General features: G+C 72.1%; 22 protein-coding genes. 7 read left to right on the forward strand and 15 right to left on the reverse strand.

What is annotated here, in order from left to right:
• Window positions 1-105: 105 nt before the first annotated feature.
• From O7605_RS07765 to disA, 3 genes are all read left to right on the forward strand, one after another.
• Window positions 106-825: a hypothetical protein gene (locus O7605_RS07765; RefSeq protein ID WP_269738537.1), complete on the forward strand. Its 720-nt coding sequence runs from the start codon at window positions 106-108 to the stop codon at window positions 823-825.
• Between the two features lie 104 nt (window positions 826-929).
• Entirely contained in the window at window positions 930-2,381 is a 1,452-nt protein-coding gene (gene radA / locus O7605_RS07770; protein ID WP_443083886.1) for a DNA repair protein RadA, read from the forward strand.
• Window positions 2,382-2,478: 97 nt separating this feature from the next.
• On the forward strand, window positions 2,479-3,657 hold the full coding sequence (disA, locus tag O7605_RS07775; protein WP_269738538.1) for a DNA integrity scanning diadenylate cyclase DisA: 1,179 nt from the start codon (window positions 2,479-2,481) through the stop codon (window positions 3,655-3,657).
• 52 nt (window positions 3,658-3,709) lie between these two features.
• Here the strand turns inward: disA and O7605_RS07780 are convergent, their stop codons facing one another.
• From O7605_RS07780 to O7605_RS07790, 3 genes are all read right to left on the reverse strand, one after another.
• Window positions 3,710-4,453, reverse strand: a complete 744-nt coding sequence (locus O7605_RS07780) for a hypothetical protein (RefSeq protein WP_269738539.1) — start codon at window positions 4,451-4,453, stop codon at window positions 3,710-3,712.
• Window positions 4,454-4,590: 137 nt separating this feature from the next.
• The gene (locus tag O7605_RS07785) at window positions 4,591-5,184 is read right to left on the reverse strand and encodes a peptide deformylase (RefSeq protein WP_269738540.1); all 594 of its coding nucleotides are present in this window, start codon (window positions 5,182-5,184) and stop codon (window positions 4,591-4,593) included.
• Complete coding sequence (locus O7605_RS07790; RefSeq protein ID WP_269738541.1) at window positions 5,181-5,693, reverse strand: glycine cleavage system protein R; 513 nt, start codon at window positions 5,691-5,693, stop codon at window positions 5,181-5,183. The genes O7605_RS07785 and O7605_RS07790 overlap by 4 nt, the downstream gene beginning before the upstream one ends.
• Window positions 5,694-5,788: 95 nt before the next feature.
• On the opposite strand from O7605_RS07790, the gene O7605_RS07795 reads away from it, so the two are divergent.
• Window positions 5,789-6,691: an A/G-specific adenine glycosylase gene (locus O7605_RS07795; RefSeq protein WP_269738542.1), complete on the forward strand. Its 903-nt coding sequence runs from the start codon at window positions 5,789-5,791 to the stop codon at window positions 6,689-6,691.
• 58 nt (window positions 6,692-6,749) lie between these two features.
• On the opposite strand, the gene O7605_RS07800 is transcribed toward O7605_RS07795, so the two are convergent.
• From O7605_RS07800 to lysS, 4 genes are all read right to left on the reverse strand, one after another.
• The gene (locus O7605_RS07800) at window positions 6,750-7,403 is read right to left on the reverse strand and encodes a C39 family peptidase (protein ID WP_269738750.1); all 654 of its coding nucleotides are present in this window, start codon (window positions 7,401-7,403) and stop codon (window positions 6,750-6,752) included.
• 338 nt (window positions 7,404-7,741) lie between these two features.
• Window positions 7,742-10,276, reverse strand: a complete 2,535-nt coding sequence (locus tag O7605_RS07805; protein ID WP_269738751.1) for an ATP-dependent Clp protease ATP-binding subunit — start codon at window positions 10,274-10,276, stop codon at window positions 7,742-7,744.
• 428 nt (window positions 10,277-10,704) lie between these two features.
• On the reverse strand, window positions 10,705-11,055 hold the full coding sequence (locus O7605_RS07810; RefSeq protein ID WP_093409819.1) for a histone-like nucleoid-structuring protein Lsr2: 351 nt from the start codon (window positions 11,053-11,055) through the stop codon (window positions 10,705-10,707).
• Window positions 11,056-11,167: 112 nt separating this feature from the next.
• Entirely contained in the window at window positions 11,168-12,676 is a 1,509-nt protein-coding gene (gene lysS, locus O7605_RS07815; RefSeq protein WP_269738543.1) for a lysine--tRNA ligase, read from the reverse strand.
• Window positions 12,677-12,766: 90 nt separating this feature from the next.
• On the opposite strand from lysS, the gene O7605_RS07820 reads away from it, so the two are divergent.
• Entirely contained in the window at window positions 12,767-13,507 is a 741-nt protein-coding gene (locus O7605_RS07820; RefSeq protein WP_269738544.1) for a class I SAM-dependent methyltransferase, read from the forward strand.
• 189 nt (window positions 13,508-13,696) lie between these two features.
• On the opposite strand, the gene O7605_RS07825 is transcribed toward O7605_RS07820, so the two are convergent.
• The 7 genes from O7605_RS07825 to O7605_RS07855 form a co-directional block, all read right to left on the reverse strand.
• Window positions 13,697-14,455 (reverse strand): type III pantothenate kinase, encoded by a 759-nt coding sequence (locus O7605_RS07825; RefSeq protein ID WP_164448613.1) that lies wholly within the window; start codon window positions 14,453-14,455, stop codon window positions 13,697-13,699.
• Window positions 14,456-14,474: 19 nt separating this feature from the next.
• Window positions 14,475-15,371 carry a carboxylating nicotinate-nucleotide diphosphorylase gene (nadC, locus tag O7605_RS07830; RefSeq protein WP_269738545.1) on the reverse strand — a complete coding sequence of 299 codons (897 nt, stop codon included), beginning with the start codon at window positions 15,369-15,371 and terminating at the stop codon, window positions 14,475-14,477.
• Window positions 15,368-17,062 (reverse strand): L-aspartate oxidase, encoded by a 1,695-nt coding sequence (locus O7605_RS07835; protein WP_269738546.1) that lies wholly within the window; start codon window positions 17,060-17,062, stop codon window positions 15,368-15,370. The genes nadC and O7605_RS07835 overlap by 4 nt, the downstream gene beginning before the upstream one ends.
• 61 nt (window positions 17,063-17,123) lie before the next feature.
• Entirely contained in the window at window positions 17,124-18,020 is an 897-nt protein-coding gene (locus O7605_RS07840; protein ID WP_269738547.1) for a septum formation family protein, read from the reverse strand.
• Window positions 18,021-18,173: 153 nt separating this feature from the next.
• Entirely contained in the window at window positions 18,174-18,593 is a 420-nt protein-coding gene (gene panD, locus O7605_RS07845) for an aspartate 1-decarboxylase (RefSeq protein ID WP_269738548.1), read from the reverse strand.
• Between the two features lie 27 nt (window positions 18,594-18,620).
• A complete protein-coding gene (panC, locus tag O7605_RS07850) occupies window positions 18,621-19,469 on the reverse strand; it encodes a pantoate--beta-alanine ligase (RefSeq protein WP_269738752.1) in 849 nt (282 codons plus the stop codon).
• Window positions 19,470-19,507: 38 nt separating this feature from the next.
• Entirely contained in the window at window positions 19,508-20,470 is a 963-nt protein-coding gene (locus tag O7605_RS07855) for a Rossmann-like and DUF2520 domain-containing protein (protein ID WP_269738549.1), read from the reverse strand.
• A gap of 109 nt (window positions 20,471-20,579) precedes the next feature.
• On the opposite strand from O7605_RS07855, the gene O7605_RS07860 reads away from it, so the two are divergent.
• Together O7605_RS07860 and O7605_RS07865 are read left to right on the forward strand one after the other, a co-directional pair.
• Window positions 20,580-21,974 carry an SAM-dependent methyltransferase gene (locus tag O7605_RS07860; RefSeq protein WP_269738550.1) on the forward strand — a complete coding sequence of 465 codons (1,395 nt, stop codon included), beginning with the start codon at window positions 20,580-20,582 and terminating at the stop codon, window positions 21,972-21,974.
• 37 nt (window positions 21,975-22,011) lie between these two features.
• Complete coding sequence (locus O7605_RS07865; RefSeq protein ID WP_269738551.1) at window positions 22,012-23,193, forward strand: NADH-quinone oxidoreductase subunit D; 1,182 nt, start codon at window positions 22,012-22,014, stop codon at window positions 23,191-23,193.
• A 46-nt stretch (window positions 23,194-23,239) separates the two neighbouring features.
• Here O7605_RS07865 and O7605_RS07870 read toward each other — a convergent pair whose 3' ends face one another.
• Window positions 23,240-24,862: a hypothetical protein gene (locus tag O7605_RS07870; RefSeq protein WP_269738552.1), complete on the reverse strand. Its 1,623-nt coding sequence runs from the start codon at window positions 24,860-24,862 to the stop codon at window positions 23,240-23,242.
• Between the last annotated feature and the right edge of the window lie 40 nt (window positions 24,863-24,902).

Here is a 24,902-nt window from a genome sequence, read left to right on the forward strand (position 1 = left end):
GTGCGGGCCACGATCAGCGCCAACTACCCTGGAGCCCGGTCTGCGCGGGCATGGCCAGCGGTTCCGGCCGGCGAGCCGGGTGTGATCGTGACGAGGAGGACCGACGTGAGGCGCTCGATCAGGGGTTCCCGGCGGGCTGCCGTGCTGCTGCCCGGGATCGCGGCGGCAGCCGGGCTGCTGCTGTCCGGATGCGGCGCCGGCCAGATCTCCGAGACGGCCAACAAGGTCCCGTCGATCCAGGGCGTCAACCTCGAGGCCGGCGACGGACGGTACGCCGTACGCGCCGCCGCGCTGGCCTACCCCGGTGCCGAGGGCTATCAGGCCGGCGAAAACGCGCTGCTCAACGTCGTCCTCTACAACGACTCGCCGGATCCGGTCACGGTGACGGTCAGCTCGCCGGACGCCCGGGAGGTGGTGCTCACCACGGTCGCCGCCGCGACCAACCCGTCGCCCACCGGCTCGCCGTCGCCGACCACCTCCCCCTCGCCGGAGCAGTCTCCCGAGGGTTCCCCCTCGCCCGACGACTCCCCTTCGCCGGACGACTCCCCGTCGCCCAGCCCGACGGGGTCGCCCACGTCCGCGCCGGCCCGGATCGAGATCCCCCCGCTGAGCTACGTGCAGCTCAACACCGAGGGTGAGCAGGTGCTTCAGCTGCTCGGGCTGAACGAGACCCTGCTCGCCGGCCAGAGCGTCACGCTGACCTTCGACTTCGGCGGCGAGACCGTCACCAGCCCGGCGCCGATCGCCGTGCCGCTCACGCCGCTGCCGCAGCCGTCGCCGGTCATCGAGCGGCACACCGAGTACGAGGGCGAAGGCGGCCACTGAGCACGGCGGGCCGGCCACGCCGACCGAGCTGATCCAGGTAGTTCCGACGGCACCGCGGCCATGCCGACGGTGCCGTCGTCGTACCCGGGGGTTAGCGTCGCCGGGTGAGCATCTCCCGATCGACCCCGTCCCGGGCGGGCGCCGGTTCGCGAAGCCGGGCCGCCGCTCGCGAGCCCCGGCCCGCGTACGAGTGCGACGCCTGCGGACATCAGCCACCGAAGTGGGTGGGACGCTGTCCCGAGTGTGGCGAGTGGGGCTCCGTGGTCGAGTGCACGGTCACCGGCCCGACCGTCTCGGGCCGCGTGGTGAGTTCCCGGATGCCCGCCGAGCCGGCCCGGCCCATCGCCACCATCAGCGCGGCACCGGCCCGGGCCCGACCGACCGGGGTCGGCGAGCTGGATCGGGTCCTCGGTGGTGGTCTGGTGCCCGGTGCCGTGGTGCTGCTCGCCGGGGAGCCGGGGGTGGGCAAGTCCACCCTGCTGCTCGACGTCGCCCAACAGTGGGCCGCCGGAGCGGGCAGCCCCTCGCTGGTGGTCAGCGGTGAGGAGTCGGTCAGCCAGGTACGGCTGCGCGCGGAGCGGATGGGCACCCTGCACGATCAGCTCTTCCTGGCGGCCGAGAGTGACCTCGCGGCGGTGCTCGGTCACCTCGACGCGGTCAAGCCGGGCCTGCTCGTCCTCGACTCGGTGCAGACCATCTCCACCACCGGCACCGAGGGCGTTCCCGGCGGGGTGACCCAGGTCCGGGCGGTCACCGCCGCCCTGGTCGCGGTCGCCAAGGAACGCGGCGTCGCCACCGTGCTGGTCGGCCACGTCACCAAGGACGGCCAGGTCGCCGGTCCCCGGGTGCTGGAGCACCTGGTCGACGTGGTGCTGCACTTCGAAGGCGACAAGCACTCCTCACTGCGGATGGTGCGTGGCGTCAAGAACCGGTTCGGCGCCGCCGACGAGGTCGGCTGCTTCGAGATGCACGAGGGCGGCATCAGCAGCCTCGCCGATCCCTCCGGGCTGTTCCTGACCCGTTACTCCGAGCCGGTCCCGGGCACCTGCGTGACGGTGGCGATGGAGGGGCGTCGGGCGCTGCTCACCGAGGTGCAGGCGCTGATCGGGGCCACCGTGGCCGGCTCGCCCCGGCGTACCGTCTCCGGGCTGGACTCCGCCCGGCTGGCGATGGTGCTCGCGGTGCTCCAGCGCCGTACCGAACGACTCACCCTGCACGACCGGGAGGTCTTCGCGGCCACCGTGGGCGGCATCCGGGTGGTGGAGCCCGCCGCCGACCTCGCGGTCGCCCTCGCCGTCGCCTCCGGAGGGCTCAACCTGGCGATCGCCCCGCACCTGGTGGCGATCGGCGAGGTCGGCCTCACCGGCGAGGTGCGGCGGGTGGGCGCGGTACCGCGCCGACTGGCCGAGGCGGCCCGGCTCGGTTTCCGGCTGGCCCTCGTGCCGCCCGGCTGCGGCCCCACCAGCACCGGCGCCGGCCCGGAGCAGATGCGCGTGATCGAGGTCACCGACGTCCGCTCGGCGTTGCAGGCCGCCGCGCGGGCGTCGGCGGAGTGAGCCGGCCACCGGGCGGGTCGGGCAGGGCGGGCGGAATCGTGACACATCACAGTAACCGCGAGAGCACCCACCGCAGGGCAGTCCGTAGACTGTGCCCGTGCCGATCGACCGCGATACCACCAAGCCAGCCGGCGCGACGCCCCACGCCCGCACCGCTGCCGTGGGCTCGCCCGCCCGACCCATCAGCGTGAGCGTGACCGGGGGCGGCGTCGCCGGTGACCCGCTGCGCGCGAACCTGGCCCTGATGGCACCCGGCACCGCGCTGCGCGACGGGTTGGAGCGGATCCTGCGGGGTCGCACGGGTGCGCTGATCGTCCTCGGCTACGACAAGGTGGTCGAGGGGCTCTGCACGGGCGGCTTCCCGCTCGACGTCGAGTTCTCCGCGACCCGGGTCCGGGAGCTCTGCAAGATGGACGGCGCGGTCGTGCTCTCCAGCGACGGCACCAGGATCGTGCGGGCGGCCGTGCACCTCATGCCCGATCCCACCATCCCGACCGAGGAGTCCGGCACCCGGCACCGCACCGCGGAGCGGGTCGCCCGGCAGACCGGCTACCCGGTGATCTCGGTCAGCCAGTCGATGCGCATCATCAGCCTCTACGTCAACGGTCAGCGGCATGTGCTCGACGACTCGGCGGCGATCCTCTCCCGGGCGAATCAGGCACTCGCCACGCTTGAGCGGTACAAACTCCGCCTCGACGAGGTGTCCGGCACGCTCTCCGCCCTGGAGATCGAGGACCTGGTCACCGTGCGTGACGCGGTGGCCGTGGTGCAGCGGCTGGAGATGGTCCGCCGGATCGCCGACGAGATCGCCGGTTACGTGGTCGAGCTGGGCACCGACGGGCGGTTGCTGGCCCTCCAGCTTGACGAGTTGATGGCCGGCGTGGACGCCGACCGCACCCTCGTCATCCGGGACTACCTGCCCACCGGCCGCAAGCCCCGGACCCTCGACGAGGCGCTCGTCGAGCTGGATCTGCTGAGTGCCACCGAGCTGATCGACCTGGTCTCGGTCGCCAAGGCGATCGGCTATCCGGCGGCCTCGGACGCGCTGGACGCCGCGGTCAGCCCGCGCGGCTTCCGGCTGCTGGCCAAGGTGCCCCGGCTTCCGGTGGCCGTGGTCGACCGGCTGGTGGTGCACTTCGGCAGCCTGCAACGGTTGCTGGGCGCCACAGTGGAGGACCTGCAGGCGGTCGACGGCGTCGGTGACGCACGAGCCCGCGGCGTACGCGAAGGGCTGTCGCGGCTGGCCGAGGCGTCCATCCTGGAACGCTACGTCTGACCGGGTCGCACCCGAACGAGCCGGGGCCGCGCCGGTGGCCCGGCAGAGCGGCCTAGCTGATGACGAGTTTCGCGGGTTGGCTCAGCTTGGTGCCCACCCGGGCGAAGACCTCGTACCTTCCGGCCTGCACCACCGGCCCGTTCGCCACGCCGTTGGCGCACCGGCTGCTGCCCCTGCCGTTCCAGCTGACCTGGTAGGAGCGTTCGAAGCCCGGGGTGAAGGACTGCACGTCCGACCCGGCGGCCGTGCCACAGGTGTCCGAGGACCAGACCACCTCGGCACCGGCCTTGATGTACAACTCCTGAGCGGTCGCGCCGACGTCCCGGCTGCACGTCCGGTCGGACCTGTTACGGATCTTCAAACTCAGGTCCACGGACGCCCCGGAGGCGGCCTCCGCCGGCGACGCCACGGCGGTCACCGAGAGTTCGGTGTCCGCACAGTTGCCCTCGTCCACGACGGGATCGGCCGCCGGCGGGTCATTGCTGAGGCTCGGTTCATTCTCCGGCTCGTCCCCCGCGTCGGCGGTCTCGCCCTCGCCCCCTGGATTCGCAGGGTCGGCCCCGGCGTCACCGGACGGCGGCGAACCGGTCTGCGGGGTCAGCACCGACCCGGTCGGATCCGGCGTGCCGGTCGCCACGCCCGGGTCGGGCTTGCCGTCACCGGTCGCGTCGTTGCCCCCGGTGGGCCCGTTGCACGAGTAGAACAGGACAATCAGGAAGAGCAGCACCGCACCGAGTACGACGGCGCGACGCCGCCAGTACACGGTGGGAGGCAGAGGGCCGACCGTCAGACGCATGATGACCCCACCGTAGCGGCGGCCGGTGCGGCGGGCGGCAGCGACGCGCCGGGGCTCACCCGCGCCATCGGATCCGACCCTCCATTCACGACGGTACGCACCGGCGGCGGTCACTCAGGGCCACCGTCCGGCCCGACTCAGAGATAGACCTTGCGCTGGTAGATCGCGTGCGCGCCGGCCACCCGATCCAGGAACAGCAGCCCGGCGCAATGGTCGATCTCGTGTTGCAGTGCGCGGGCCTCGAAACCGTCCGTCACCAGGCGTACGGTCTCAGCGCTGCCGGGCAGCGCACCCTCCACCACCAGCCGGCTCGCACGTTTCACGTCACCGGTCAGGTCCGGCACCGACATGCACCCTTCCCGACCCGCCTTCCAGCGGGTGGCCTCGACCACCCGGGCGTTGCAGAGCACGAAGACGCCGTGCCCGGTGACCGTCTTGGGATGCCCGGTGACGTCCACCGCGAAGATCTGCGCGCTCACCCCGACCTGTGGGGCGGCCAGGCCCACACAGCCCGGCGACACCCGCATGGTCGCGATCAGGTCGGCGGCGAGTCGCACCGTCTCATCGGCGGTCGGGTCGACCTCGCCTCCGGGCCGGCTGAGCACCGGGTCCGGTGCGCAGACCACCGGGATGACGCGGCCGGCGCCGACCACCTCGGGAACCCAGTCACCCAGGCCCACGTACGCGTCGGGCTGCGCGTCCCGATCCGGCGCGTCCGATGTGCCGCTCACAGCACGTCCGGTTCGGCAGGTCGGAGGGTCACCTCGACCCCGAGACCGGCGGCCACCTCCGCCAGCCGGCCGGTGAGCGCCTCGGCCGCACCCGGGGGCAGTTCCACCTCGGCCACCACCACGTAGAGCGTCCCGGCCAGTCGGGTGCTCAGATCGGTGACGTTGCCGCCGGCCTCGGCCAGCGCCCGGGTCATCGCGGCCACGATGCCCATCCGGTCGGCGCCGTGCACCGCCATCACGTACGGTTCGCCGGCAGGCGCGGTCTCACCGTCCGGCGTCACTTCGCGTACCGTCGCCAGCAGTTGACCGTCGGCGGCCAGCGTCGCCAGCGCGGTCTCGACCTCGGCGGCGGCCGGGCCGACGCAGATCAGGGTCATCGCGAAATGTCCCCGCAGCCGGGTCATGGTGCTGTCGGTCAGGTTGGCTCCGAGCCGGGCGAGCACCTCGGCGACGTCAGCCACGATGCCGGGCCGGTCTCGGCCGATGACGGTGATCGCAAGCTCGTTCATCCGGGCATTCTGCCCGATCGGCACGCGTCGTCGTTGTCGGCCCGCCCGACCGTCCGAACGGCGGGACCGTGGCGCGTGACATCATCGGCGACGCGATGACAGAACCCACATTCGCCGGCCGGGTGAGCCGGTGGTACGAGCAGCACGCGCGGGACCTGCCCTGGCGCCGACCCGAGGCGGACCCCTGGGCGATCCTGGTGAGCGAGGTCATGCTTCAGCAGACCCCGGTCGCCCGGGTGGTGCCCGCCTGGCAGGCGTGGCTGGAGCGCTGGCCGACGCCGGCCGCCCTGGCCGGGTCGAGCCCGGCCGAGGCGATCCGCATGTGGGGACGGCTCGGTTATCCCCGCCGCGCGGTGCGGCTGCACGAGTGCGCGGTGGCCATCGTGGCGCGGCACGGCGGCGCGGTGCCGGACCGGCTGGAACAGTTGCTCGCCCTGCCCGGCGTCGGCACGTACACCGCCCGGGCCGTCGCCGCCTTCGCGTACGGCCAGCGTCACCCGGTGGTCGACACCAACGTACGCCGGGTGGTCTGCCGGGCGGTGGCCGGTGAACCGGATGCCGGCCCGACCACCCGTCCGGCCGATCTGGTCGCCGCCGAGGAACTGCTGCCCGCCGAACCGGCCGCCGCCGCCCTGGCCAGCGCCGCCTTCATGGAGTTGGGGGCGGTCGTCTGCACCGCCCGGGCGCCTCGCTGCGGGGTGTGCCCGGTCGAGTCCACCTGTGCCTGGCGGGCTTCGGGGCGCCCCGCGCCAGCCGGTCCGACCCGCCGACCACAGCGGTACGCCGGCACTGACCGCCAGGTACGCGGCCTGCTGCTCGGCGTGCTCCGGGAGGCCAGCGGGCCGGTGCCGCACCAGCGCCTGGACCAGGTGTGGGCCGACGACGTACAGCGGGCGCGGGCACTGGCCGGACTCGTCGACGACGGTCTGGTCGAGCCGATCGGTGCGACGTCGTTCCGGTTGGTCGGCGACGGCCCTCCAGTACCGGTGACTGGCTGAGTACGCGCACCGAGGGCCGGCCCCGGCTGGGGCCGGCCCTCGGTGTCGGGCTGGCGGATCAGGCGGAATAGCCTCGGCTGGCGATCCAGTCGGCAAGCGCGTCGGTGCTGATCCAGTACTCGGCCCGGCTGGCGTCGGCCGAGTCGGCGATCTTCATCTGGTCGCCGCCGTCGCGGTAGCCGGTCACCGCGATGTAGTGGCCGCCGTCGAAGGTGTGGCTGCCCCCGTCGAGGTCGGTGGCGGTGCCGACGACGTTCGCCACGACGCCCCGCCCGCTGTCGACGGCGCGGACGACGTCGTCCCGCAACCGGTCGGTCTCGGCCCGGTCGGCGGCCTGACCGGGGATCTCCACCGTGCGGTAGACGTCCTTGCCGGCCTTCCGGTTGAGCGCCTCGGTGATCAGGAAGGCCGAGTCGGTGCCCCGCTCGGTGGTTCCCATCTCGCGGGCCAGGTCGTCCTGGGAAACGTCCTTGTTCAGGATGCTCAAGGTGTTACGCACCGCGGCCGGACCGCAGTAGTAGAAGTTCGGCTGGGCCTCGTAACGAAGCGTCAGCTGCCGCTCGCCCTTGCCGTGCCCTCGCGAGGTCACGGCGGCCAGTGGGTCGGAACTCGCCGGGGCGGCGGTGGCGCCCACCGGGCCGGCGATCATCCCACCGGCGCAGACGGCACCGGCGGCGGTCAGGGCGGCCTTACGGATCGGACCAGTCATGATCGTTTCCTTCCGTCTCGGGGGATCGACACGACACCAGGAGATGGGAGGTTGCGAGTACCGCGTCGGATGGAGGCGGCGTGGTACGCCTGCTCCGGGTTCGCAACGACCTGGGCGGGCCCGGCATTTCCGGGTCGGCCCTACCAGCCGGTCGTCGCGGTTACTCCTGCGTACAACGGCCTCACGGACCGGTCCATGCCCGGGCAAACCGTGACCGCCGTCACGACAATCACCCACAAAACGGATAAACGGCTCGGTCGGGCGGATGCATCGACGCCCGAACAGACGACGGCGGCCCGGTGGCATTCGCCACCGGGCCGCCGTCGCTTCGGCCGACGAACCTACTCGTCCGCGCCCGCGGGGGCCGTCCTGCCGCCGAGGTCGGCCGGTACGGCGTCCGGCACCTCCACCGGGCGGTCGGAGCCCTTGAAGACGAGCTTGGACTTGTCGATGTCGTTCGGGTCGCCCTCGCAGTCCACCAACACGATCTGACCCGGGGTCAGCTCGTTGAACAGGATCCGCTCGGACAGGTTGTCCTCGATGTCGCGTTGGATGGTGCGACGCAGCGGACGCGCCCCGAGGACCGGGTCGAAGCCCTTCGCCGCGAGGTACTTCTTGGCGTTGTCGGTCAACTCCAGGCCCATGTCCTTGTTCCGCAGCTGGGTCTCGATGCGGGAGATCATGATGTCGACGATCGACAGGATCTCGGTCTGACGCAGCTGGTGGAAGACGATGGTGTCGTCGATCCGGTTGAGGAACTCGGGCCGGAAGTGCTGCTTGAGCTCGTCGTTGACCTTCTGCTTCATCCGGTCGTAGTTGGACTCCGAGTCCTCCGACGCCTGGAAGCCCAGGGAGACCGCCTTCGCGACGTCCCGGGTGCCCAGGTTGGTGGTCAGGATGATGACCGTGTTCTTGAAGTCCACGATCCGACCCTGACCATCGGTGAGCCGACCGTCCTCCAGGATCTGCAGGAGCGTGTTGAACACGTCCGGGTGGGCCTTCTCGATCTCGTCGAACAGCACCACGCTGAACGGCCGACGCCGCACCTTCTCGGTCAGCTGCCCACCCTCGTCGTAGCCGACGTAGCCGGGCGGGGCACCCACCAGCCGGGAGACCGTGTACCGGTCGTGGAACTCGGACATGTCCAGCTGGATCAGCGCGTCCTCGCTGCCGAACAGGAACTCCGCGAGCGCCTTGGACAGCTCGGTCTTACCCACACCCGACGGGCCGGCGAAGATGAACGAGCCCGACGGGCGCTTCGGGTCCTTCAGGCCGGCCCGGGTACGCCGGATCGCCTTCGAGACCGCCTTGACCGCGTCCTCCTGGCCGATGACGCGCTTGTGCAGCTCGTCCTCCATGCGCAGCAGGCGGGAGGTCTCCTCCTCGGTCAGCTTGTAGACCGGGATGCCCGTCCAGTTGCCCAGCACCTCGGCGATCTGCTCGTCGTCGACCTCGCTGACGACGTCCAGGTCACCGGCCTTCCACTCCTTCTCCCGCTGCGCCTTCTGACCCAGCAGCTGCTTCTCCTTGTCCCGCAGCTGCGCGGCACGCTCGAAGTCCTGCGCGTCGATCGCGGACTCCTTGTCCCGACGCACCTGCGCGATCCGCTCGTCGAAGTCACGCAGGTCCGGCGGCGCGGTCATCCGACGGATCCGCATCCGGGCACCGGCCTCGTCGATCAGGTCGATCGCCTTGTCCGGCAGGAACCGGTCGGAGATGTACCGGTCGGCCAGCGTCGCCGCGGCCACCAACGCCGCGTCGGTGATCGACACGCGGTGGTGCGCCTCGTACCGATCCCGCAGACCCTTCAGGATCTCGATGGTGTGCGCCAGCGACGGCTCGCCGACCTGGATCGGCTGGAAGCGCCGCTCCAACGCGGCGTCCTTCTCCAGGTGCTTGCGGTACTCGTCGAGCGTGGTCGCGCCGATGGTCTGCAGCTCGCCACGGGCCAGCATCGGCTTGAGGATGCTCGCCGCGTCGATCGCGCCCTCGGCGGCACCAGCGCCGACCAGGGTGTGGATCTCGTCGATGAACAGGATGATGTCGCCCCGGGTGCGGATCTCCTTGAGCACCTTCTTCAGGCGCTCCTCGAAGTCACCGCGGTAGCGGGAACCGGCCACCAGCGCGCCCAGGTCGAGCGTGTAGAGCTGCTTGTCCTTGAGCGTCTCGGGCACCTCGCCCTTGATGATCTTCTGGGACAGGCCCTCCACGACGGCGGTCTTGCCGACGCCGGGCTCGCCGATCAGAACCGGGTTGTTCTTCGTCCGGCGGGAGAGCACCTGCATCACCCGCTCGATCTCCTTCTCCCGCCCGATGACCGGGTCGAGCTTGCCCTCCCGGGCCGCCTGGGTCAGGTTCCGGCCGAACTGGTCCAGCACCAGGCTGGTCGACGGCGCGGCCTCACCCGGGGCGGCACCGGCGGCGGCCGGCTCCTTGCCCTGGTAGCCGGAGAGCAACTGGATCACCTGCTGGCGGACCCGGTTCAGGTCGGCACCGAGCTTGACCAGCACCTGGGCGGCGACGCCCTCGCCCTCACGGATCAGCCCGAGCAGGATGTGCTCCGTGCCGATGTAGTTGTGGCCGAGCTGCAACGCCTCGCGCAGCGACAGCTCCAGCACCTTCTTGGCCCGCGGCGTGAACGGGATGTGCCCGCTCGGCGCCTGCTGACCCTGGCCGATGATCTCCTCCACCTGCTGGCGGACGCCCTCCAGGGAGATCCCGAGGCTCTCCAAGGCCTTGGCCGCGACGCCCTCACCCTCGTGGATCAGGCCCAACAGGATGTGTTCCGTACCGATGTAGTTGTGGTTGAGCATCCGGGCCTCTTCCTGGGCCAGGACGACAACCCGTCGCGCTCGGTCGGTGAACCGCTCGAACATGCCCTCGTGCTCCTCACGTGCCGTGCGCACTCGATCTTGGTGGTCAAGACTCTCGGCGGGGCCGGATACGCGAGCGCCCGGGACGGGCGTCCGCGCCTCATTACTCTATCGCCGCGAGCCGACTCGGCTGACCTCGTGTGTCTGCGTCGTAGGCCCGGTACGCGTCGTTTTGCACAACCATCCACGCTCAACGGGTGTTCCGGGCATGGTCTGTGTACGCGCAGAGCGAAATTCGGCCCGGTCGCCGGGACCGCCGGGAACGCCGCACGGGGGCGCCCCGACCGGGGACGGCACCATCCACAGGTTGTGGACAAGACATCCACCGGCTGTGGACAACGTGCGGCATGCCGCGAATAGTCCCGCCGACGCCGACGCCGGCCCGGAGAAGCTCTCCGGGCCGGCGTCATGGCCGCTCCTGGTGCCTGGTCTCAGTGACCGGCCTTCGAGTGGTACTCGTCGACGATCTCCTGCGGGATCCGGCCCCGGTCCGAGATGTCCTTGCCCGCCTTGCGCGCCCAGGCCCGAATGGCCTTGTTCTGCTCACGGTCGGCGGTGGCACCACCGCGACCACGGGCGGCCCGACCACCGACGACCACGCCGCCGCGACCGACCTTCGTGCCGTGGGCGATGTACGGGGCGAATACCTCGCGCAATTTCTCTGCGTTCGAACCTGACAGGTCGATCTCGTACTGAACACCGTCGAGCGCGAACTTGACGGTCTCGTCCGCGTCCCCGCCGTCCAGGTCATCGACCAGCTTGTGAATGATCTGCTTGGCCACGCCACATTCCTTTCGAGCAGGGTTGCTCCTGCCAACTGCACAAGCACAATAACCCGCCAGATGCTTGTCGCGTCAATAGGATGCGGTAACGAGGCGGTAAGTTTTCGTACGACTACTCAGGGCGGACCAACGGGAAGAGGATGGTTTCCCGAATTCCCAGGCCGGTGAGCGCCATCAGGAGCCGGTCGATTCCCATTCCCATGCCACCGGCCGGCGGCATTCCGTACTCCATCGCCCGGAGAAAGTCCTCGTCCAGTCGCATCGCCTCGTCGTCACCCCGGGCGGCCAGTTGCGCCTGGGCCACCAGCCGTTCCCGCTGCACCACCGGGTCGACCAGCTCGGAGTACGCGGTCCCCAGCTCGAACCCGAGCACGTACAGGTCCCACTTCTCGGCCAGGCCCGGCTCGCTGCGGTGCGCCCGGGTCAGCGGGCTCGTCTCCTCCGGGTAGTCCCGCACGAAGGTCGGCGCCTCGAGGCCGGGTACCACGAGTTCCTCGAACAGCTCCTCGGCCAGTTTGCCCGGCCCCCACTTCGGGTCGACGGCCAGGCCCACCTTGTCGGCGTACTCGACCAGGCGCGCCTGCTCGGTGTGGACCGTGACCTCCTCACCCAGCGCCTCGGAAAGCACACCGAAGAGGGTGACCGAACGCCACTCGCCGCCGAGGTCGAACTCCCGACCGTCAGCGTGGGTGACCACCGTCGATCCGGAGACCGCGATCGCCGCCCGCTGGACGAGATTACGGGTCAACTCGGCCATCGTGTTGTAGTCCCCGTACGCCTCGTACGCCTCCAGCATGGCGAACTCAGGCGAGTGCGAAGAGTCGATGCCCTCATTACGGAAGTTGCGGTTGATCTCGAAGACCCGCTCGACGCCGCCGACGACAGCGCGCTTCAAAAACAGTTCCGGCGCGATTCGGAGATACAGATCCGTGTTGAGCGCATTGCTGTGGGTCACGAAAGGCCGGGCCGCCGCGCCCCCGTGCAGCAACTGCAACATCGGGGTCTCCACCTCAAGGTAACCCTCGCCGTGCAGCGAATCGCGCAGACTCCGCAACGCCGTCGCCCGGGTACGGACCATCTGCCGCGCCTGCGGACGGACGATCAGGTCGACGTAGCGCTGCCGGACCCGGGCCTCCTCGCTGAGCGGCTTGTGCGCCACCGGCAGCGGGCGCAACGCCTTGGCGGTGACCGCCCACTCCTCGGCCAGCACCGACAACTCACCCCGGCGGCTGGTGATCACCTCACCGGTGACCCCGACGTGGTCGCCCAGGTCCACCAGGCGCTTCCAGGCTTCCAGCCGATCCGCGCCGACCCGGTCCAGCGACAGCATCGCCTGCAGTTCGGTGCCGTCGCCGTCGCGCAGGGTGGCGAAGCAGAGCTTGCCGGTGTTCCGTACGAAGATCACCCGGCCGGTGACCGAGACCCGGTCGCCGGTGGCGGTGTCCGTCGGCAGATCCCCGTAACGCTCGCGCAGCTGGCTCAGGGTGCTGGTACGCGGGTAGCTGACCGGGTAGGGCTGCAAACCCTCGGCGAGCATCCGGTCCCGCTTCTCCCGGCGGACCTTCATCTGCTCGGGAAGGTCGTCGGCGGGGTCGACTGGCACGGGGCTCTGTTGGGTCACGGCACGCTTCCTCGGCGGGAGAATTCGGGCGGGGTCAGGCCCGAGCGTACTCAACCGCCCCGGCGACCGTTACTGGATAGCCTGCCGGTCATGACCGACCCCACGCAGGCCCTCTCCTTCGGCACCGCCGCCGCCGACTACGACCGCTACCGGCCCCGCTATCCGCAGGCCGCACTGCGGTGGGCGCTCGACGGCATCGACGCCCCCGCGCGGCTTGTCGATCTGGCTGCCGGTACCGGCATCCTGGCCCGTGGCCTGCTCGCCCTGGGGCACCGGGTGACCGCCGTCGAGCCCGACCCCGGTATGCGGGCCCAGCTGACGTCGGTCGACACCGAGGTGCGCGCGCTGGCCGGCAGCGCCGAGACGATGCCGCTGCCCGGCGGGTTCGCCGACGCCGTCCTCACCGGCCAGGCGTACCACTGGTTCGACCGGCCACGGGCACACGCGGAGATCGCCCGGGTGCTGCGGCCCGGCGGGGTATTCGCGCCGCTGTGGAACCTGCGGGACGACTCGTGCGCCTGGGTGGCCGAGCTGAGCCGGATCGCCGAGATCGGCGACACCGTCGAGCACCTGCGGCAGAGCGTGACCGACTTCGGCGACTCCTTCACCGCCCCCGAGTGGGCAGAGTTCACCCACGCCAGCACGCTGACCCCCGACGAACTGCTCGGCCTGGTCCGCACCCGCTCCCACTACCTGACCGCCACCCCCGCCCGCCGAGCCGAGGTCGACCACCAGGTCCGCGCCCTCCTACACACCCACCCCGACCTGGCCACCCAGGAGACCATCACCCTCCCGTACACCACCCTCGTAGCCCGCGCCCGGAGAACCTGAACACCGGCGCACAGACCCGCAACCGCAACAGGCGCGACAAGCCCTGCCACCTCAGACCCACCGCCCCACCGGACGGATGACGCTGCCCCACCGAGGGTTTCCGGGCAGCCCGACCGGCGCAGGGATCAAGCCTGACCGCCCGGAGCCGGTCGGGCTGCCCGGAAACCCCCCACCGCAAGACCGAAAGCGTCAGACGTTCCGCTCGTACACCATGCGCAACCCGATCAACGTGATCATCGGCTCGTGATGCGTGATCGTCCGGCACTCGTTGAGCACCAGTGAGGCCAACCCACCGGTCGCGATCACCGCCTTCAACTCGCCCAGCTCGGCGGCCATCCGCTCGACGATCCGGTCCACCTGACCGGCGAAACCGAAGTAGAGGCCCGCCTGGAGGCACTCGACGGTGTTCTTGCCGATCACCGAGCGGGGCCGGGTCGCCTCGACCTTGCGCAGCTGGGCGGCGCGGGCGGCGAGCGCGTCGAAGGAGATCTCGATGCCCGGGGCGAACGCACCACCGAGGAACTCGCCCCGACCACTGATCACGTCGAAGTTCGTGGTGGTCCCGAAGTCGACGACGATCGACGGCCCACCGTAGAGGGTGTACGCGGCCAGCGTGTTCACCACCCGGTCCGCGCCGACCTCCTTCGGGTTGTCGATGGCCAGCTGCACCCCGGTACGCACCCCGGGCTCGACGATGACGCTCGGCAGTTCGCCGTAGTAGCGGGTCAGCATGGTCCGCAGCGAGCGCAGGGCGGCCGGAACCGTCGAGCAGGCGGCCACGCCGGTGATCTCGACGGCGTCGCCCGCGAGCAGGCCCCGGAACATCAGACCCAGCTCGTCGGCCGTCGAACGGGCGTCGGTCTTGATCCGCCAGGAGTGCACCAGCTTGTCGCCGTCGAAGGTCGCCAGCACGGTGTTCGTGTTCCCGATGTCGATGCAGAGCAGCACGCACGCAGCCTAGACGGGTTCACTCCATGCGCAGGTCCAGGGCGATGTCCAGGATCGGTGAGGAGTGGGTGAGCGCGCCGACGGAGAGGTAGTCGACGCCGGTGGCACCCACCGCCGCGGCGTCGGCGAGGGTCAGCCCGCCGGTCGCCTCCAGCTCGGCCCGATCGCCCACGGTGGCCGCCACCTCGGCCAGCACCGCCGGCGGCATGTTGTCCAGCAGCAGGAAGTCGGCTCCGGCCTCGACCGCCTCCACGGCCTCGGCGAGGGTGTCCACCTCCACCTGCACGGGTACGTCGGGGAACGCCTCCCGGACCCGCCGGTACGCGGCGGCGACGCCGCCCGCCGCGAACTTGTGGTTGTCCTTGACCATGGCGACGTCGTGCAGGCCCATCCGCTTGTTCGTGCCCCCGCCGGCCCGGACCGCGTACTTCTCCAGGGCGCGCAACCCCGGCGTGGTCTTGCGGGTGTCCAGCACCATCGCCTTGCTGCCGGCCAACGCGTCCGCCCAGGCCCGGGTGTGCGTGGCCACCCCGGACATCCGACAGAGCAGGTTGAGGGCGGTCCGCTCGGCGGTGAGCAGCACCCGGGTCGGTCCGGTCACCGTGGCCAGCACGTCTCCCCGGGCCACCCGCTCGCCGTCGTGCGCCACCAGCGAGATCTCGACGGTACGCCCGACACCGGTCGCCTCGGCGGCCGACTCGAACACGGCGGCGGCGACGGCCAGCCCGGCCACCACGCCGTCGGCGCGGGCCACCACGTCGGCGGTGTCGGTCTGTGCCGCCGGGATGGTGGCGGTACTCGTCACGTCGAGCCCGTCCGGGCCGAGGTCCTCGACGAGCGCGTTCTCGATGATCCGGCGTACCTGGTCCGGGTCCAGCCCGGCCGCGCGCAGCATCCGCTCCGTCTCGCTGGTCATCGCGTCTCCTCCCACCGGGTGGTCAACCGTCCCGCTCCGCCGACGGCACCGACCAGGTGGCCGTGCCACCGCTCGTCGGCCACCGGGAAGTCCTCCCGCCAGTGGCAGCCCCGGGTCTCCTGGCGGGCGTAGGCCGCGGCGACAAGTGTGGCGGCCACCGTGAGCAGGTTCGTCGCCTCCCAGTCGGCGGTACGCGGGGTGCCGCGAGCGACGCCCAGCTCGACCAGTTCGGCGGCGGTCGCGGTGAGCGTCGCGGCCGAGCGGAGAACTCCGGCGCCCCTGGTCATCGCCCGCTGCAACACCGGTGTCGTCTCGGCCGGCAGCACCCAGCCGCCCTCACCCCGCCACGCCCCGGTGTCCGCCGGGCGGGCCTGCCCGGGCAGGCCGGACGCGATGTCGTCGGCGATCCGCCGGGAGAAGACCAGCCCTTCCAGCAGCGAGTTGCTGGCCAGTCGGTTCGCGCCGTGCACGCCCGTGCAGGCGACCTCACCGCAGGCGTACAGACCGGGGATCGAGGTCCGGCCGCGCAGGTCGGTGCGCACCCCGCCGGAGGCGTAGTGCGCGGCCGGCGCCACCGGAATCAGGCCGGTTCCCGGGTCGACCCCGATGGCCAGGCACGACGCGACGATTGTGGGAAACCGGCGGGCCAGGAAGTCACCGCCGAGGTGGCGGGCGTCGAGGTGGACGTGGTCGGCGCCGGTGGCCAGCAGCACCCGGTGGATGCCCTTGGCGACCACGTCCCGGGGGGCCAGCTCGGCCAGTTCGTGCTGGCCGAGCATGAAGCGTTTGCCGTCGGCGTCCACCAGGTACGCGCCCTCGCCCCGCAGCGCCTCGGAGACCAGCGGCTGCTGGGCGTGCCCGGCACCGGGCACCCGGGAGTGCTCCGGCACGATCAGCGCGGTCGGGTGGAACTGCACGAACTCCACGTCGGTGACCGCGGCACCGGCCCGCATGGCCAGGGCGACCCCGTCACCGGTGGAGACCGCCGGGTTCGTGGTGGCCGCGAAGATCTGCCCCATGCCGCCGGTGGCCAGCACCACCGCGCGGGCCAGCAGCGCACCGACGCCGTCCTCACTACCCTCGCCGAGCACGTGCAGGGTGATCCCGCACGCCGCACCGAGCCCGCCCGGACCGTCGCCGGGGGCCCGGAGCAGATCCAGCACCAACGCGTGCTCGACGAGCCTGATCCACGGGTCGCGGCGTACCGCCTCGTGCAACGCCCGCTGCACCTCGGCACCCGTCGCGTCGCCGCCCGCGTGCACGATGCGGTCGGCCCGGTGCCCGCCCTCGCGGGTGAGCATCAACGACCCGTCGGCGTTGCGGTCGAACTCGGCACCGAGACGCATCAGTTCCCGCAGCCGGGTCGGCCCCTCCTCCACGAGCACGCGGACCGCGGCCGGGTCGCACAGACCGACGCCGGCGATCTCGGTGTCGGAGGCGTGCATGGCCGGGGTGTCGGCCGGGTCGAGCACCGCGGCGATGCCGCCCTGCGCCCACCGGGTCGATCCCTCGTCCATGTCGACCTTGGTGACCACTGTGACGTGCAGTCCCGCCTCACGCAGATGCAACGCGGCGGTCAGCCCGGCCACCCCGGAGCCGACCACGATCACGTCGGTGGTCTCCACCCAGCCGGGTGCCGGGGCGGCCAGCCGGCTCGGCAGCGCCGGCAGGCCGACGGTCGGTAGGTCCATGCCCTCAGTCAACCCGAATGCCTTTCGACTCGGGCGGCGGGGGCGGGACGAGTGGTTCCGGCTACTTCGTCCGGACCGGGAGGGCCGCCGGGCCGGCGTCCTTGAGTGTTCCGGTCACCCGACGGTCGCTGAGCCACAGATAGCAACGGATCCCCCGGTCGCCCACCCGCCACCGACCGGCGCTGGGCGGCCGCACCACCACGTCGGTCCGGAAGATCAGGGCATTGTCGTCCGGCAGACCGGCGAAGCGGGCGAGGACCGAGCGGCACCCGGCGTAGAAGGGTGCCCACTGCACACTGCTGGTCGGGTACGGGCGGTCCGGAGCCGACCAGACCCCGGCGAACTCGGCGTCGTGGCGGTCGGTGCACGCCACCGGCACCAGGGTCTGCACCACCCCGCTCCCACCGGTACGCGTCTGCTGGCAGCTCAGTCGCAACGCCGACGCCGTCCGGAGCGCGTCGCGCAGCGAGCCGGTCCGCGGCACCACCTTGGCACCGGCCTCGACCGTGTCGACCTCCATCAGGTCGCAGCGGTACCAGCGCGACCCGGCGGCCCAGCCCGGCCCGGACGGCACCGCGACCGCCAACCGGAGCCGCCCGGCCCGCCAGTTGTCACCGACGTGGCCGTTGGCCCGCTTGTCACAGTCGGCGAAGGCGGTGCGCAGCTCGGCGGAACCGGTGGGCGGCGGTTCCTTCCGGACGGCGGGAAAGGCGCCGACGTGCACCGTCTCCACCCGGTGCGGTGCGGCACAGTCCACCGGCGCGTACGCCCCGAGCGGCACCACCTCGGCGAAGTCGGCCTCGTGACAGACCCCAACCGCCGGGGTGAAGGGCCCGGGCGGCGGCAACGCGGCCCAGTCGTCGACCAGGTCGCCGTCCAGCCCGCCGGTCGACCCACAACCGGCCAGCAGCGCCGCCATGATGAAGGCCGTAACCAGGGTCCTCGTCGCACGCTGCATGGCGCCGCCTCCCCCAGTCAGCGGCCGTCCCCCGACGGCGCCTCCAGGGTAACCAGAAATGACCTTCCGGTGACAGACCGGAATCGCGGCGCGATGCTCACGGCCGGCACGAAAGGCTCCCGCGAGCAGCGAATCCTGGCCGACGAGTGTTCCCTACACCGACAGCGGGTTGGGCACCGGAGCGCCGGCCGTGCCGGGCGCGGCGGTCGACGGGTCGGCGCCGAGGTCGACGACCTTGTTGTCCGCGTCCACGTGCACCACCCGAGGGCGGTACGCGCGGGCCTCGGCATCGTCCATCTGCGCGTACGAGATGAGGATGACCAGGTCGCCCGGCTGGACCAGGCGGGCGGCGGCACCGTTGATACCGATCACACCGCTGCCCCGCCGGCCCGGGATCACGTACGTCTCCAGGCGGGCCCCGTTCGTGATGTCGACGATCGCCACCTGCTCGCCGGGGAGCAGGTCCGCGGCGTCGAGCAGATCCTCGTCGACGGTCACCGAGCCAACGTAGTGCAGGTCCGCCTGGGTCACCGTGGCCCGGTGGATCTTGGACTTGAGCATCGTGCGGAACATCGGGACGCCTTTCGCGGGTACGTGTGGTCAGGAAGCCGGGTCGAGCCGGAGCGGAGCGTTGTCGATCAGCCGTGTGTCGCCCACCCAGGCCGCCACGAGCAGCCGAGCGGGGCCACGGACCGGCCCGGGCTCCAGATCCGGATCGGTCAGCACCAGGTAGTCGAGCCGCGCGCCGGACTCGCCGGCCCCGAAGGCGACGTGTGCCGCCGTCAGGACCGCTGCGGCGTCGCCGCCGGCCGAGGCGGCCTCGGCTCCGGCCCGCAACGCCCGGGACAGGCTCAGCGCCCCCGAGCGCTCGGCCGGCGAAAGGTAGCGGTTGCGGCTGGAAAGGGCGAGACCGTCCGGTTCCCGGACGGTGGGCACCCCGATCACCTCGACCGGAACGTCCAGGTCCCGACACATCCGCCGGACCAGGGTCAGCTGCTGGTAGTCCTTCTCACCGAAGAAGGTCAGGTCCGCGCGGGTGAGCTGCAGCAGCTTCAGCACCACGGTGAGTACGCCGTGGAAGAACCCCGGCCGGCTGAGCCCCTCCAGATCCTCGCCGAGCGGCCCCGGGTTGACCCGGACCGCCGGCTCACCGCCGGGATACATCTCACCCACCGAGGGAGCGAAGACCAGGTCCGCCCCGGCCCGCCGACACACGTCGAGATCGGCTTCGAGGGTACGCGGGTAGCGGTCGAAGTCCTCGTTCGGCCCGAACTGCAGCGGGTTCACGAAGATCGTCACGATCACGTGGTCGGCCCGCGCCCGGGCCTCGCGCAGGAGCGTCTCGTGCCCCTCGTGCAGCGCGCCCATGGTCATCACCACCCCCACCGTCCCGGTGCAGGCGGCTCGCGCCTCGGCCAGGTCGGCACGCGTGTGCACCAGCCCCGTCACGTGCTCCACCCCGCTCGACACCTGTTCCCCGCCGATGGTCACGCCGCCACCCCGCTCCGGTAGTCGTCCAGGACGCCGAACAGTGCCGCCGCGTCGGCCGGACGCAGCCGGCCGGCCGCGACGGCCCGGTCGGCGGTGCGCCGCGCCAGCACAAGGTAGGGCTCGACCGACTCGGGTGCGGTGCCGGCGAGCCGCGCCAGGTGCCGCCGCACCGTACCGGCGTCGCCCCGGGAGACCGGGCCGGTCAACGCGTCGTCGCCGAGGCGCAGCGCGTTCTCCAGCGCGGCACGCAGCAGCGGGGCGAGCACCTTCTCGGGCTGGCCCACCCCGGCGTCGCGCAGCCGGTCGGCCGCCTCGTTGACCAGGGTCACCAGGTGGTTCGCGCCGTGCGCCAGCGCCGCGTGATACAGCGGTCGGTCGGCCTCGGCGATCCACTCCGGCACCCCACCGAGGTCGACCACCAGCCGGGCGGCCAGCGGGCGCAGGTCGGCCGGCGCGGTCACCCCGTAGGAGATGCCGGGCAGCCGGCCAAGGTCGTCGGGCGTGCCGGCGAAGGTCATCGCGGGATGCAGCGCCAGTGGACGGGCACCGGCCGCGCTGGCCGGCGCCAGCACGGCCAGGCCGTGTGCCCCCGACGTGTGCGCGACCACCTGGCCGGGACGCACCGCACCGTCGGCGGCCAGACCGGCCACCACCTCGGCCAACGCGTCGTCCGGTACGGCGATCAGCAGCAGGTCGGTGGCGGCCCGGGCGACCTCGGCGGCCGGGCGGCGGGAAACCGTCGGCAGCAGCAGCGCCAGTCGGGCCCGGGAAGCACCGGACGTCCCGCTGGCGGCGACCACCCGATGACCCGCGGCGGCCAACGCGGCACCCAGGGTGGCGCCCACCCGCCCGGCGCCGATGACGCCGACCGTGAGCAGGGTAGAAGTGTCAGCCTTGGCCGACGCCAAGGTCGCGGGCCGCCGGGAGGCGGCCGAGTGGGTGCGCAGCCGTGCGCTCATGTCACGATCCAGTCCTCGAGACGGGGTACCGGTCGGGGCAAGTATGCGTCTCTGAAGCGGATCTGAAACAAGGTTGTGTGAAATCGTTCACCGGTGTGAGGAGGGCCCCATGTCGATGCGCTGGCGCGAGGCGATGCGGCGGGCCCTCTACGGGCCCGAGGGCTTCTTCGTCTCCGGAGCCGGGCCCGCAGCCCACTTCCGGACCAGCGTGCACGCCTCACCGGTCTTCACCTCGGCGCTGCTCCGCCTGATCCACCACCTCGACGCCGCCCTGGGCTTCCCCGACCGCTTCGACGTGGTGGATGTGGGGGCTGGGGGTGGCGAACTGCTCAACGCACTCTCCGTGGGGGTTGCCGGGGAGCCCGCCCGCTCCGGGCGGTCAGGCTTGATCCCTGCGCGGGCGGGCTCCCCGGCAACCCTGACCACCACGGCCGCCGTCCGCCCCGGCCCGGGTGGTGTCTCGTCGGGGTCCGTCGGTCCGTCGCCGTCCGCGCCGGTTCCGCTGGCGCTGCGGGTACGGTTCACCGCCGTCGAACTCGCCCCGCGCCCCGCGCACCTTCCCGACCAGATCACCTGGACGGACGAGATCCCCACCGCCGTCACCGGCCTGCTCCTGGCCACCGAGTGGCTCGACAACATCCCCCTCGACCTGGCCACCCAAGTCAACGACCGATGGCACTACCTCCTCGTCGACCCCACCACCGGAGCCGAGACGACAGGCGAACCAGTCAGTCGAGACGACACAACCTGGCTGACCACCTGGTGGCCCTTTCCAACCCACCAGCCCCGCGGGACGCAGAACCGCACGGACGAGCCGATCACCCTCCCCCCGCAGACCTCACCGGACGGGTCGGCCCCGACCACGTCGGGTTTCCGGGCAGCCCGGCCGGCGCAGGGATCAAGCCTGACCGCCCGGAGCCGGCCGGGCTGCCCGGAAACCCCCACGGACCGCACCCCTACGGACCGCACCCCCACGGACCGCACCCCCACGCGCATACCGCCGATGGGGCGGGCGGAGATCGGGCGGACCAGAGACGAGGCGTGGGCTGACGCCGTGGGGCGGGTCGACCGGGGGCTGGCGTTGGCGGTGGACTACGGCCACCTGCGCGCGGAGCGGCCGATCGACGGGACGCTCACCGGGTACCGGGCTGGGCGGCAGGTGCCGCCGGTGCCGGACGGCTCCTGCGACGTCACCGCGCACGTCGCCATCGACTCCGTCGCCGCCGCCGGTGAGCGGGTCGCCCGGTGTGCGTACCTGCTGACCTCGCAACGGGAGGCGTTGCGAGCGCTCGGGGCCGACGGCGGACGACCGCCGCTGAGCCTGGCCGGCAGCGACCCGGCCGGCTACCTGCGGGCACTGGCCACCGCGTCGGCGGCGGCCGAGCTGACCGACCCGGCCGGCCTCGGCGGCCACTGGTGGCTGTGGCAGCCGGTCGACCTGCCGACCGACCGGCTGCCACCCCTCGCGTCTCCTACCGACCGTCCTGACGGGCAGCACGGCTGACGGGCGACCACCGCCGGGCCCGGCGGTTCATGGCACGATGGCGGGCATGACCACGGGCGAGCTGCGCGAGCTGACCGTCGGCACCGGCGCCGGGCTGGTGGCGGGCACCGGCGGCGAGCAGCTCGGCGCGGACATGGTGCTCAACATCGGGCCGCAGCACCCCTCCACGCACGGCGTGCTGCGACTCAAGTTGGTGCTCGACGGCGAGCGGGTGCTCGCCGCCGAACCGGTCGTCGGCTACATGCACCGGGGTGCCGAGAAGCTGTTCGAGGTGCGCGACTACCGGCAGATCATCGTGCTGGCCAACCGGCACGACTGGCTCTCGGCGTTCGCCAACGAGCTGGGCGTGGTGCTCGCGGTGGAACGGCTGATGGGCATGGAGGTGCCCGAGCGGGCCACCTGGCTGCGGATGGCGCTCGCCGAGTTGAACCGGGTGCTCAACCACCTGATGTTCCTCGGTTCGTATCCGCTGGAGATCGGGGCGATCACCCCGATGTTCTACGCCTTCCGGGAACGGGAGACGCTCCAGGCGGTGCTGGAGGAGGTCTCCGGCGGGCGGATCCACTACATGTTCAACCGGGTCGGCGGCCTGAAGGAGGAGGTGCCGGCCGGCTGGACCGGGCGGGCCCGGGCGGCCATCGGAGAGGTACGCCGCCGGATGCCGGACCTGGACAACCTGATCCGCCGGAACGAGATCTTCCTGGCCCGTACCGTCGGCGTGGGGGTGCTGTCGGCGGCCGAGGCGGCCGCGTTCGGGGCGTCCGGTCCGGTAGCCCGGGCCTCCGGGCTCGACCTGGACCTGCGCCGGGACGAGCCGTACCTGGCCTACGACCAGCTCGACGTGCCGGTGGTGACGAAGACGGCCGGCGACTGTCACGCCCGCTTCGAGGTGCTGCTCGACCAGGTGTACGCCTCGCTCGACCTGGCGGAACAGTGCCTGGACCGGGTCGACCGGCTCACCGGACCGATCAACACCAGGCTGCCGAAGGTGCTCAAGGCGCCGGAGGGACACACGTACGCCTGGACGGAGAACCCGCTCGGCATCAACGGGTACTACCTGGTCTCGCGGGGCGAGAAGACGCCGTGGCGACTCAAGTTGCGCACCGCCTCGTACGCGAACGTGCAGGCCCTGGCCACCCTGCTGCCCGGCTGCCTGGTGCCGGACCTGATCGCCATCCTCGGCTCGATGTTCTTCGTGGTGGGCGACATCGACAAGTGACGGCGCGATCCGGCGCGGGCCCGTGGCGGGGCGTACGGTCGCCGGATCAGCGCCAGCGGCCAGCGCCGGCGTCGCGCCCCGCCGGACCGTATCCGGGCTCCTCCACGCGGTGCCGGCGGCCGTACGGCTCCCCGCCGGGACGTTCGCCGCGCGGGTACTCGGACTGGTAGCCGTACGCCGACTCCGGGTGGTGGCCCCGCGCTGGTTCGGGCTGGTAGCCGCGCTCGCGGGACGGGCGCCACTCGGGCGGCACCGGCACCCCACCGGGGGGTAGCGCCGGACGGCTCTCCGGCTCGCCCCAACTGTCGCGCCACGCGTCGTCGCCCGCGGCACGGCGTGGCTCGTCGCGGCGTACGCTCGCCCAGCGGTCCTCCACCCGGTACTCGGTGCCGACCGGGTCGGCGTGCAGTTCGGCCCGGCGTTCGCCGACGCGCACCTCACGGCCCCGATCGTCGTCACGCACCGCCGCCCACCGGTCTCCGGCCCGCAGCTGCGCCCAGTACGCCCCGGTGTCGTCCGCCCGATGTCCCCGAGCCGCCGGTGCCGGGTCCGCGGGAGCCTCCCACTGCTGGCCACCCGCGTCCCAGCCCCGGTCATCCCGTGAGCCCCAGTCGCGACCGTCGGCGGGCCCGTCCGGATGACCCGAGCCGCCATCGCGGGCGGCGGACCAGTCGTCCTCCCCGGTCGACCAGCGATTCTCCGCCGGCGCTGGCGACCACGGGCGGTCCTCCTCGCGGGAACGCCCCGACCAGGAACGTTCCCCGTCACGGCCGGACCACCCGCGCGCCTCCTCCTGGGCCGACCCGGACCAGGAACGTTCGTCGGAGCGCTCCGTACCGGACCAGCGACGACTGTCGTCCCGGCGGGAACGATCATCGCCGTCGGACCACGAGTGGTCGTCCTCGTCGATGCCGTGCCCTCGCCCGCGCTCTCCGGGCGACTCCGACCACGCCGCCGGGTAACCGCCGTACCGGCCACCGGACTCACCGACGATCGTGTGCCGGGTGGTCACATGCACCGTCTCGGTGTGCCGGACCACCCCCAGTGGCCGCCCTCCCGACTCACCCGGGCGATCGTCCTGCTCGGGGCGGACCGGCGACCCGTAGACACCGGCTGAGCCGCTGGCCGGACGATCGTTGCCGGGCCCGGAACGCGCTGCGCCGTACCCGCCGGTCCGGCCGGGGGCGGGCTGGGCCGTGCCGTAGACCCCGGCCGGCACGGCGGGCCGTTCGGTCTGCCGCGACGGTGCCTCCGGTGCCGGCACCCGGGCCCGGCCCGGGCCGGGCGGTTCGTCGTCCGCGACCGCGGTGACGCCACCCGAGTCGACCCGTTGACGCAGTCCGGCCAGCGCCTGCTGGACCCGTTGGATCTCGTCGAGCGCCTGGTTACCACGCTGGGCGGCAGCCACGATCTCACCGCGCAGCTCCCGCCGCAGCTCGTCGACCTCCTCGCGGAGTTCCTCGGCGTGCGACCCACCGCCGTCGGTACGCAGTGCGATGGACAGTCCGATCAGCACCACGGCCAGAATCGCCAGCACCGCGGCGAACCGCAGCGGCCCGTTGCCGTCAGCGACCAGGAGTATCAGCGCCGCGACCGGAGCGAGGGCCACACCGCCCCAGAAGAGCACGGTGAGCAGCTTGCGCGGATCGGCGGGCACCGGGGCGGGCATGGGTCCGCAGCCTACCGAGAGTTGCGTCACCTGGGAACGG

This window comes from Verrucosispora sp. WMMA2121, assembly GCF_027460185.1.
Lineage (GTDB): Bacteria > Actinomycetota > Actinomycetes > Mycobacteriales > Micromonosporaceae > Micromonospora > Micromonospora palythoicola.